The following is a 9,874-nucleotide window of genomic DNA, read 5'->3' as shown; positions in this document are numbered from 1 at the left end:
GGGGGTGGGCACGCTGAAGGGAGAAAGGCGGCCCGGAGGTGAGGAGATGGTTCCGCGACAGCAGACCGCAGGGATGCTGGGCATGCTCGCCGGCCTCAGCCTCGCCGTCCTCTTCGTCGTGTACATCACCAGCGGCGCCTCGCCGCAAACGTTCGCTGACCCGGCGAAGGCGCTGCCCTACGTGACTGAGAACGCCGCCCGGCTGCGGGCCATCGCCGTCCTGGCGGCGGTGACCGTGGTTTTGGCGACCTTCTTCGTGGCCGGGCTGGCCGGCCGGCTGCGGGAGCGCGCACCGACCCGCGCGACCGGGGTCCTGTATTTCGGGCTGCTGGGCATTGCCGGCCACGGGCTGGGGGCCCTGGTGTGGTGGGGGGCCGTGCCGGCCGTGGTCGCCCGCGCCGCCATGGACCAGGTGGCGGCGTCCCACGCCTGGGTGGCGACCAACGCGCTGAGCATCGCCCTGGACGGCTTCGGCAATCTTTTCACCGGCCTGACCATCCTGCTGGCCGGGTGGGCGCTGGTCGCCGGCGGCGCGAGCGCCCTGGGCTGGTACGGGGTCGTCGCCGGGATCCTCACGGCGTTGACGACCATCATCCCGGGCTCGACAGCGCTCGTGGTGGGGTCGTTCGTCCTGCCCGTGATCTTTCTGCTGTGGGCGGGATCCTGGCTGCGGACGGCCCGCTAGGAGGCACCGGCGGGACCGGACGACGTTACACTCTCCAGGCAGGTAAAGCCCGGCGCCTTCCCGCGGTGGGGCGCGGCCATTAGGATGGATACCCGGGGCGGATGAACCTGACGAGCCGCGACCGAGGGAACCCGGGAGGGGTGAGCATGGACCCGCGCGTGCAGAAGATGGCCGACGTGTTGGTGCACTACTCGCTGCGCCTCCAGCGGGGAGACCTGTTCCGGATCGCCGGCCCGGCCCTGGCGGCGCCGCTGATCCGGGCGGTCTATGCGGAAGCCCTGCGGGTGGGCGCCTATCCCTACGTGCGGGTGTCCATCGACGGGCTGGAGGAGATGTTTTACAAACAGGCCTCCGACGACCAGCTGCGCTTCATCTCGGACCTGGACCGCCAGGAGGTGGAGCTGATCACCGCCACCCTGGGGATCAGCGGCCGCTGGAACACCCGCGAACTGAGCGGCATCGACCCCCGCCGCATGGCGATCCGCCGGGAGGCCACCGGTGCTCTCCAGCGCCGGTTCCTGGAGCGGGCCGCCCGCGGCGAACTGCGGTGGTGCGGGACCCAGTTCCCCACCCACGCCGACGCCCAGGAGGCCGAGATGTCCCTGGCCGAGTACGAGGAGTTCGTCTACGCGGCGGGCATGCTCCACGAGCCCGACCCGGTGGCCGCCTGGGAGAAGGTGCGGGCGGAGCTGGAGCGCATCGCCAGCGCCCTGAACCGCGTGCGCACCCTGACGTTCCGCGGCCCCCACGTGGACCTGGAGCTCTCGGTCGCCGGCCGCACCTGGATCGCCGCCGCCGGCACCGAGAACTTCCCCGACGGGGAGGTGTTCACCGGCCCGGTGGAAGACTCGGCCCGCGGCTGGGTGCGTTTTTCATTCCCGGCGGTGTACCACGGGCGCGAGGTGGACGGGGTGGAGCTGTCCTTCGAGCAGGGCCGGGTGGTGGCGGCGCGGGCCCGCAAGGGGGAGGAGTTCCTGCTGGCCATGCTGGACACCGATGCCGGCGCGCGGTTCCTGGGCGAGGTGGCCTTCGGCCTCAACTACCACATCCAGAGGTTCACCCGCAACATCCTGTTCGACGAGAAGATCGGCGGCACCATGCACCTGGCCCTGGGCATCGGCTACCCCGAGACCGGCTCGCGGAACGTCTCGGGGCTGCACTGGGACATGATCTGCGACCTGCGGCAGGAATCGGAGGTGCGGGCCGACGGAGACGTGATCTACCGGGACGGACGGTTCCTCATCTGACGGGCAGAAGCGCCCCATCGCCGACGCGGGAAGCCGGGGGGACGGCCGGGGTGCCCCACGCCGTCGCGGCCTCCTGGCTAGGCCCGGCGCAGGCCGTCGATCAGCTCCTCGAACATCTTGCGGGTCTGCTCCGAGACCTCGTCCGCCATCTCGGCGTACGCCGGGTGCTCCTGGGTCTTGATCTGGATGTTGGCCAGCATGTTGGCCTCGATCTCCCGCAGAAATGCGATGAGGTCCTCGGTGGAGACCTCCCCGAACTCGCCCGACCGCACGCGGCGCACGAACTCGTCCAGCCCCTTCATCTCCACCATGCACACCTGCTCGTAGATGTCCCACAGTCTCTCCATCATGGCCGGGCCCTCCGCCCGCGGCCCCGGGTGCGCGGTCGTGCCGGCCGGGATCAGCCCGCACGCCGGCCCCGGCGGCCCCGCACCCGGTGGACCTTGATGAAGTTCACCCGTCCCCGCACGACCACCGGAGCCGACCCCACCAGCACGATGGTGTCGCCGGGGGCGGCCAGGCGGCGGCGGATCAGCTCGTCTTCCACGTGGGCGATCATGGCGTCGGTGTTGTCCAGGAAGTCGGTGGCGAAGCAGTTGACCCCCCACCACAGGGCCAGGCGCCGGGCGGTGGCCACCGTCTCGGTGAAGGCCACCAGGGGTTCGTGCGGGCGCAGTTTGGACAGGATCTGGGCGGTGCGCCCGGAGCGGGTGATGGCCACGATGGCCCGCGCCCGCACCTCGTGGGCCAGCCGCGCGGCGGCCCGGGCGACCGAGTACACCGTGCCCCGCTGCTCGGGCAGGGCCGGGGTGAACACCCCGGGATTGGAGGACTCCACGGCCCGGGCGATGCGGTCCATCATGCGCACCGCCTCCACCGGATAGCGGCCCAGGGCGGTCTCGGCCGACAGCATCACCGCGTCGGTGCCGTCCAGGATGGCATTGGCCACATCCGACGTCTCGGCGCGGGTGGGCCGGGGGCTGCTCACCATGGACTCCAGCATCTGGGTGGCGGTGATCACCGGGATGCCGGCCGTGTTGGCCTTCTGGATGATGGTCTTCTGCAGGACCGGCACCCAGGCCGGGTCCAGCTCCACCCCCAGGTCGCCCCGGGCCACCATCACCCCGTCGGCGGCCTGCAGGATCTCGTCCAGGGCGCGGATGGCTTCGGCCTTCTCCAGCTTGGCGATGAGGGGCACCTGCCGGCCCAGCCGCTGGACGGCGCGCCGGCCGACCTCGATGTCCCGGGCCCGCTGCACGAAGCTGAGGGCCACGTAGTCCACGCCCAGCGTCAGCGCCACCTCCAGGTCGCGGAGGTCTTTGTCGGTGAGGACCGGCAGGTCCACCGCCACGCCGGGCAGGTTGACCCCTTTGTGCTCCCGCAGCACCCCGCCCCGCACCACCCGGGTGACCACGGCGGTGCGGGAGGTGCTCTCCACCTCCAGCTCCAGGGTGCCGTCGTCCAGCAGGATGCGGTCCCCCCGGCGGACGTCGCGGGGCAGGCCCGGGTAGTTGGTGGTGATCTGGCCCTCGGCCGCCGCGGCCCCATCGGCGGTGATGATCAGGCGCTGGCCCTCCCGCAGGTCGATGGCGCCTCCGGGCAGGCTGCCCACCCGGATCTTGGGTCCGGCCAGGTCCGCCATCACCGCGACGGTCCGCCCGGCGGCGGCTTCGGCGTCGCGGACCAGCTGGTACAGGCGCGCGTGCTGCTCGGGGTCGCCGTGGGAGAAGTTCAGGCGCACCACGTCCACCCCCGCCTCGATCAGGGCCCGGATGCGCTCGGGGTCGCTGGTGGCCGGGCCCAGGGTGGCCACGATGGTGGTGCGGCGCTTCCAGTCGCGGGATGTCAGGTCAAACCTCATGGCGATGCCGTTCGGCGGCCGCCGGAAGCCTCCTGTGCCTCCCGCGGCCGTGGCGTGCCGGCGCGGCTTGTCCTCCCGTAGTATCATGGTAGCGGATCGGCCGGCGTAGCTCAGCGGTAGAGCAGCGCACTCGTAATGCGCAGGCCACCGGTTCGAATCCGGTCGCCGGCTCCAGCGTATTTTCAGAGGGCAGCGTCGAAATCAATAGATGCTTACCCGCCTGCGCTCGCGATGGGCGCCCCCTTTTTCTTCGACGAAGCGCTCCCGGCGATCACGCGCCCGAATGGCAGCGCTTGCCCTGCGCAGCAGTGCTGGACGCTGCACGGGGAGGATTCGGCGTGACACGGAGGCCGGGGCCAGAGTTCGACGCGGGCAGAAGGGGGTGCGCGCCTCAGCCGCTGGTGCAGGATCGTTCAGTCGGGAAGGCAGGCCAGCGCATCCACCCCGCGGTTAAATGCGCCTTGCGGCCAGCTGATCTCCACGGCCTGCCAGGTTTTCCCGGCGTCGGCGGTGCGAAAGACCCCGTGGTTGTTGGCCGCGTAGATGATGCCCGGCTCGTCCGGGCTGGCGGCGAACCGGCTGGCCACCGTGCCCTGGGCGTTCGGGAGTCCGGCCATGGCCAGCTGAAATCCGCCTTTTGCGCTCTTGCGGTAGATGTAGGCTTCGGCGCGGCGGGGGGCGTAGGCGACATAGGGTCCCGGTGCGGCGGACACGAGGACCACATCCGGGTCGGCCGGATGGACGGCGACCCCGACGAGGTATCGGTGCCGCAGGCCGTCCATCCGACGGGACCAGCTCTCGCCCGCATCCGTGCTCTCGAAGTAGCCGTCTCCCGCCGCAGAGTACAGGCGGCCGGGCGCCAGGGGGTGCGTCGCGGCGGTGTGCGTGTCGATCGGCCCGCCGTGGACCCGGTCCAGCCAGGTCCGGCCGCCATCGAGCGTGCGGACCAGCGCGCCGGCTTCGATGGCCACGAAGACCCTGCCGGGGACAGCCGGATCGGCTTCGATCCAGCGGACGTGGTGGGTGTCGGGACGGGGCGGGAACGCCCATGATCGGGACGACGGGAGCGCCCGCAGTCCCGGCAGTTCGCTCCACGTCTCTCCCCCGTTCTCCGAGCGGAAGACCGCGCTGGGCTCGGTGCCCGCATACACGGCGCCTGCTTCAGTCGGGCTGACCGCGACAGCCGTGACCTCGGAGTGCGCAATCCCCGAGCCGACCGGATGCCAGGTTCGTCCGGCGTCGTCGCTGCGCCACGGGCCATGGCCCCCGGTTCCGGCATACGCGCGCCCGGGATGGCGCCGATCAACGGCGAGGGCTTGGGGAGACATGTTCCTCAAAGATTCCTCAACAGACCAGCGTGTTGCCCGACGCGCAACGAACAGCCCCCGCTCCGTAGCCACCAGGAGCGTGGTCATGCTTTCACCTCACCCCGACTGTCGGCCCGGCGCCTGCGGGCTTCAACCGTACACACCGCCAGGAGGGTCCTTCCCGCAGGCTCAAGTGGAGCGCCCGGACCCGCGGCTGGCGGGAGGCGCCTATTTTCTCCACCGGAGCCCACGTCTCTGTGCCTTCGCGCGGCCGCCCGTAACTCCTTGCCGGGATGCTCCCGTCCGAACCAGCGTAGCTTTGGACGGCGATCGCGTCTCTCACTGGCCTGGTTCGGTCTGCTCTGGTCGCTCGTCCCCGGGGGCCGACCGCTCGACGCCCGCAAATGGGACTCCCCGCGCGCCGGGGGACGGGCTGCCCGACGGCGGGATCGCAGGGGCACGCTCGGCTCATCTGCGCCCGCATCGGGGGCGTCGGTGCAGTGTCTATGCCGGAGACGACCGGGCCGGGCGGTCCCCCGTCCCTGCGGGGCGGGGTTCCATGTGGATGCGCATGCGCGCGATGCGGTGCGCATCGTGGAAGAGCACGGCGATGGCGCCGGGAGGGCAGCGCGCCGGCGTCTCCGGCGCGTTCTCGATGCGTCCTTCGATGATCGATACCGTGTGGGACACGATGACGCGATCGGGGTGGACGACGGTGCCGGCGAGAACGTCGCCCCGCACTTCGTCTTTCCAGGAGGCGATCCCGGAATGCGAAGAGGGCGGCGCACCCGGGGAGACGAACGTGAAGCGCAGATCCGCATCGAAGAAGTCGAACGGCCGCGCGTCACCCTCCCAGAGGCTGCGCCGGATGTCCCCCAGGGTCGTCGCGGTAAACGCCGGTGTGGCGGCGGAGGCCTCTGGATGGGCCGGGCGCTCGGCCTGGAGGTGGCGCAGCAGCTGGTCCTTCGCCGTGGCCAGGCGGCTCCGCACGGTTCCCACCGGCACGCCAAGGATCAGTGCGATCTCCTCATAGGAACGGTAGGAATGGTGCATACGCTCATGCGTTCGATAGCTCTGGTTTGGGGGGCCACGCATCGACGCGCGCACCTCGCAGACGGGGGTCTGACCCCAGAAATTCCGCCGCTAGCTCTGTGGTTGCCCAACCTGTGGTTCGGGCGATGAGGGTGTCGGCTCCCGAGGAACGGTGGCCCCGCCGCGGGCGCGCGCTCACATTCCGATGGAGATGGACTTGACCTCCATGTATTCCTCGATGCCCTGCCGCCCGCCCTCCCGGCCCAGGCCGCTTTCCTTGAAGCCGCCGAAGGGGATCTCGTGGGTGTACCCGGTGCTGTCGTTGACCCCGACCATCCCGTACTCCAAGGCTTCGGCCACCCGGATGGCCCGGCGCAGGTCCCGGGTGTAGAAGTACGCGGCCAGACCGAAGGTGGTGTTGTTGGCGCGGGCGATGACCTCGGCCTCATCCCGGAACGTCATGACGGGCGCCACCGGGCCGAAGATCTCCTCCCGGGCCACCGCCATCTCCTCTCGCACGTCGGTGAGGACCGTGGGAGCGTAAAACAGCCCGCGGCTGTAGACCCCGTCGGTCAACCGCCGCCCCCCGGCCGCCAGGCGCGCGCCGGCCCGCACGGCGTCCTGCACCAGCCCGTCCACTTTCTGGAGGATCTCGGCATTGATCAGCGGGCCGATCTGCGCGCCGGGCTCAAATCCCGGGGCCACCTTGAGGGCCTTCACCTTCTCCACGAACAGAGGCAGGAACCGGTCCGCGACGCTCTGCTGGACGTAAATGCGGTTGGCACAGATGCATGACTGGCCGGCCACCCGCAGGAACTTGATGGCCACCGCTCCCTCGGCCGCCGCCTGGAGATCGGCGTCGTCGAAGACGATGAACGGGGCGTTACCGCCCAGCTCGAACGACACGCGCTTGAGGTGCGCGCTGGCGCCGGCCATCAGCTGCTTGCCGACCTCGGTGGAACCGGTGAAGGCGATCTTGCGCACCGCCGGGTGGTCCAGGAAGACCTGGCCGATGACGCCGCTGCGGCGGCTGGTGATCACGTTGAAGACCCCGGCCGGCAGCCCCGCCTCTTCGGCGATCCGGGCCAGGGCCAGTGCCGTCAGCGGCGTGGCGCTGGCGGGCTTGAGGACCACCGTGCAGCCGGCGGCCAGGGCGGGCGCGATCTTGCGGGTGACCATGGTGGCCGGGAAGTTCCAGGGGGTGATGGCGCCCACCACGCCGATGGGCTGGCGCAGGACCCACAGCCGCTTGCCGGCCACCGGCGGGGGGACGATTTCACCGTAAACCCGGCGGGCCTCCTCGGCAAACCAGCCGAAGTACCCCGTCGCAAACGCCACCTCCCGCCGCGCTTCCTCGAAGGGCTTGCCGTTCTCTTCGGTCACCAGGCGGGCCAGGTCGTCCCGGCGCTCGGTCATCAGGTCGTACATGCGGCGCAGGATGCGGCCCCGCTCCAGGGCCGGCGTCGCCGCCCATCCGGGAAACGCCTGCGCGGCCGCGTCACAGGCCCGCCAGGCGTCGTCGCGGTCCGCATCGGGCAGGTCGGCCAGGGGCTCTCCGGTCGCCGGGTTGGTGACCTGCATGGTGCGGCCGCCGGAGGCGGTGACCCACGTCCCGCCCACGTACATCCGCGACCGCTCGCCGACCACGCTCATCTCCCACCTCCGGCACAGGGTACGTACCAGCAACCGTTCGTTCAGCATTGGCGCCTCCCCTGCCCGGGAACGGTCCGTGGTACACTCGGGACGTGGCCACCGGCGTGGGGCGTTTCCAGGTGATGGCGGTGCTTCAGGCGGCCCGCGCGCAGGTCCTGGGGCTGCCGCTGGAGGCGGCCCTGTCGTGGGGGCTGAACCGGGCCATCTGGTATGCCGCCGCCAAGCGCGGGTTCGTCGGTCCGCCGGGGCGCACCCCGTCCGCTCCTGGCGGCCGGGCCGTAAGTGAGTTCCGCCTGGGCGACGAGAAGGCGTACGCGGTCACGGTGGAGGGCACCACGCTGTGTACCATCGGCGGAGAAGTCCAGCGCCCGGAGGACTTCCACCGCCAGGTGGCGAGCCGGTTCGGGAAGGCCTTCGACCAGGCGTGGCGGGAGGCGATGAGCCTCGTGGCCGGCTATCCCCGCGCCGTCCTGGAGTCCGGGCAGCAGTTCTACGCCCTGGTCTACCGCCCGCGCCGGGACACGCTCGCCGCCCGATGGAACGAAGCCGCCGGCACAGGGGCGACGGGTTCCCCCCGAGCGTCGGGTTCCCGCAGGGGTCAGGCGGGCCGCAGGCGACCGTCGTAGCGGGTCCCGCCAGCCCGGCCCCGGTGAGTCGGGGCGACGGGAGCGTCCTGTGCCTGGCGATGCCGGCTGACTGCGCCCGGGACGGATGCGGGGATCCGGACCGGACGCCGTGCCGGTCCGGATCCCCGGTCCCCGACCTCAGTCCGCGGACTCGCGCATGAACCTCTGCAGGGCCTCCACCAGCGCCTGCAGCTGCTTGACCACGTCCTTGGTGCTGGGATACTCTCCGAGGTTCTTCAGTTCGGCGGCGATGCGGGTGAGCTCGCGCTGACACGTCGCCGCCGCGTCGCGAACCGCCAGAGTCCGGGGCATGCTCTCACCTCCGACGCGAGGGTGATCGTGTGGCTCTATTGTACGCGAACCGCCGGGGCAGGGCCAGGGTCGGGCCCGGGCGTCCAGCGCAGCAGGGGGTGCCGGCGCAGGCGGACATCCAGCCGGTACAGCCCCGCCGCCCGCGCGGCGGCCACGGCCTCGGCGAACTCCTGGGGGGTGATGCGGCGGTTGATGGCGTCGTAGCGGGGGTTGGTCCCCACCAGTCCCGCCGGATAGTACTGGTCCATGATGTTCACGTAAGAATGCACCGAGAGCTCCCGGGCGATCCAGTTCATGATCTCCCGGGTACCCGCGATCCCCCCGGGCATCACCAGGTGGCGGATCAGCACCCCGCGCCTGGCCAGCCCGAACTCGTCCAGCTTCAGCTCGCCTACCTGGCGGTGCATCTCGGCGATGGTCCGGCGAGCCACCTCGGGGTAGTCGGGGGCTTTCAGGTACAGGCGGCTCATCTCCGGGTCCCAGAACTTGAAGTCGGGCATGTAAATGTCCACGATGCCGTCCAGCAGCCGCAGCGAGTGCATCGAGTCATAGCTGCTGGTGTTGTAGACGATCGGCAGGCGCAGTCCCCCCTCCACGGCCAGGGGGAGGGCCTCCAGGATCTGGGGCACCACGTGTTCGGGGGTGACGAAGTTGATGTTGTGGCAGCCCATGTCCTGCAGGTGCAGCATCATGGCCGCCAACTGCTGGGGCGTGGCCACGCGCCCGTGGCCCAGATGGCTGATGTCGTAGTTCTGGCAAAACGCGCATCGCAGGTTGCACATGGCGAAGAAGATGGTGCCGCTGCCGTTCCATCCCCGCAGGCAGTCTTCCTCTCCGAAGTGCGGGAAGAAGCTGCTGACGATGGCGTACCGCCCCGTCCGGCAGACGCCGATCCGATCCTCCCACCGGTTGACGTGGCAGTCCCGAGGACAGGCCACGCAGTCGCGCAGAAGATCCAGGGCTTCCTCGGCCCGCCGGCGCAGCTCGGGCAGGCCCAGGCGCAGGTAGGCCGCGGTGAACTCCCACGTCGGGAGGAAGAACTGGCGGGGGATAGTCCGGGTGGCCATACGCTCCCCCTCCACCGGACAGTATGGCACGCCCTCGGTTCCAGGCAAGACACCCCCGCCGCCGGGCCGACGTGTCCGCCGGCG

General features: G+C 70.8%; 10 protein-coding genes and 1 tRNA gene. 4 read left to right on the top strand and 7 right to left on the bottom strand.

Annotated features, from left to right (window positions below):
- Window positions 1-46: 46 nt before the first annotated feature.
- Complete coding sequence (locus RB150_11210; GenBank protein ID MDQ7821101.1) at window positions 47-685, top strand: DUF4386 family protein; 639 nt, start codon at window positions 47-49, stop codon at window positions 683-685.
- Window positions 686-831: 146 nt separating this feature from the next.
- Entirely contained in the window at window positions 832-1,932 is a 1,101-nt protein-coding gene (locus RB150_11205) for an aminopeptidase (protein ID MDQ7821100.1), read from the top strand.
- A 77-nt stretch (window positions 1,933-2,009) separates the two neighbouring features.
- On the opposite strand, the gene RB150_11200 is transcribed toward RB150_11205, so the two are convergent.
- Window positions 2,010-2,282: a hypothetical protein gene (locus RB150_11200; protein MDQ7821099.1), complete on the bottom strand. Its 273-nt coding sequence runs from the start codon at window positions 2,280-2,282 to the stop codon at window positions 2,010-2,012.
- A 50-nt stretch (window positions 2,283-2,332) separates the two neighbouring features.
- The gene (gene pyk, locus RB150_11195) at window positions 2,333-3,793 is read right to left on the bottom strand and encodes a pyruvate kinase (protein ID MDQ7821098.1); all 1,461 of its coding nucleotides are present in this window, start codon (window positions 3,791-3,793) and stop codon (window positions 2,333-2,335) included.
- A gap of 99 nt (window positions 3,794-3,892) precedes the next feature.
- On the opposite strand from pyk, the gene RB150_11190 reads away from it, so the two are divergent.
- Window positions 3,893-3,967: transfer RNA gene (locus RB150_11190), tRNA-Thr, on the top strand.
- A gap of 239 nt (window positions 3,968-4,206) precedes the next feature.
- Here RB150_11190 and RB150_11185 read toward each other — a convergent pair.
- From RB150_11185 to RB150_11175, 3 genes are all read right to left on the bottom strand, one after another.
- Window positions 4,207-5,208, bottom strand: a complete 1,002-nt coding sequence (locus RB150_11185; protein MDQ7821097.1) for a hypothetical protein — start codon at window positions 5,206-5,208, stop codon at window positions 4,207-4,209.
- A 396-nt stretch (window positions 5,209-5,604) separates the two neighbouring features.
- Window positions 5,605-6,153: a sigma factor-like helix-turn-helix DNA-binding protein gene (locus RB150_11180; GenBank protein ID MDQ7821096.1), complete on the bottom strand. Its 549-nt coding sequence runs from the start codon at window positions 6,151-6,153 to the stop codon at window positions 5,605-5,607.
- 174 nt (window positions 6,154-6,327) lie between these two features.
- A complete protein-coding gene (locus tag RB150_11175; protein MDQ7821095.1) occupies window positions 6,328-7,785 on the bottom strand; it encodes an NAD-dependent succinate-semialdehyde dehydrogenase in 1,458 nt (485 codons plus the stop codon).
- Between the two features lie 104 nt (window positions 7,786-7,889).
- Between RB150_11175 and RB150_11170 the strand changes: the two genes are divergently transcribed.
- A complete protein-coding gene (locus RB150_11170; protein MDQ7821094.1) occupies window positions 7,890-8,411 on the top strand; it encodes a hypothetical protein in 522 nt (173 codons plus the stop codon).
- 138 nt (window positions 8,412-8,549) lie between these two features.
- On the opposite strand, the gene RB150_11165 is transcribed toward RB150_11170, so the two are convergent.
- Window positions 8,550-8,723: a hypothetical protein gene (locus RB150_11165; GenBank protein MDQ7821093.1), complete on the bottom strand. Its 174-nt coding sequence runs from the start codon at window positions 8,721-8,723 to the stop codon at window positions 8,550-8,552.
- Between the two features lie 35 nt (window positions 8,724-8,758).
- Window positions 8,759-9,790, bottom strand: a complete 1,032-nt coding sequence (locus RB150_11160; protein ID MDQ7821092.1) for a radical SAM protein — start codon at window positions 9,788-9,790, stop codon at window positions 8,759-8,761.
- Between the last annotated feature and the right edge of the window lie 84 nt (window positions 9,791-9,874).

Source organism: Armatimonadota bacterium, assembly GCA_031081675.1.
GTDB classification, from domain to species: domain Bacteria; phylum Sysuimicrobiota; class Sysuimicrobiia; order Sysuimicrobiales; family Kaftiobacteriaceae; genus Calidihabitans; species Calidihabitans tengchongensis.
Note: the sequence above shows the minus strand (reverse complement) of the source record. Positions and strands in the feature narration are given on the sequence as shown.

Coding starts and splice junctions, on each gene's coding strand:
- RB150_11165 (MDQ7821093.1), bottom strand. CDS start 8,723: ATGCCCCGGACTCTGGCGGTTCGCGACGCGGCGGCGACGTGTCAGCGC.
- RB150_11210 (MDQ7821101.1), top strand. CDS start 47: ATGGTTCCGCGACAGCAGACCGCAGGGATGCTGGGCATGCTCGCCGGC.
- RB150_11205 (MDQ7821100.1), top strand. CDS start 832: ATGGACCCGCGCGTGCAGAAGATGGCCGACGTGTTGGTGCACTACTCG.
- RB150_11200 (MDQ7821099.1), bottom strand. CDS start 2,282: ATGATGGAGAGACTGTGGGACATCTACGAGCAGGTGTGCATGGTGGAG.
- RB150_11160 (MDQ7821092.1), bottom strand. CDS start 9,790: ATGGCCACCCGGACTATCCCCCGCCAGTTCTTCCTCCCGACGTGGGAG.
- pyk (MDQ7821098.1), bottom strand. CDS start 3,793: ATGAGGTTTGACCTGACATCCCGCGACTGGAAGCGCCGCACCACCATC.
- RB150_11175 (MDQ7821095.1), bottom strand. CDS start 7,785: ATGAGCGTGGTCGGCGAGCGGTCGCGGATGTACGTGGGCGGGACGTGG.
- RB150_11185 (MDQ7821097.1), bottom strand. CDS start 5,208: ATGACCACGCTCCTGGTGGCTACGGAGCGGGGGCTGTTCGTTGCGCGT.
- RB150_11180 (MDQ7821096.1), bottom strand. CDS start 6,153: ATGCACCATTCCTACCGTTCCTATGAGGAGATCGCACTGATCCTTGGC.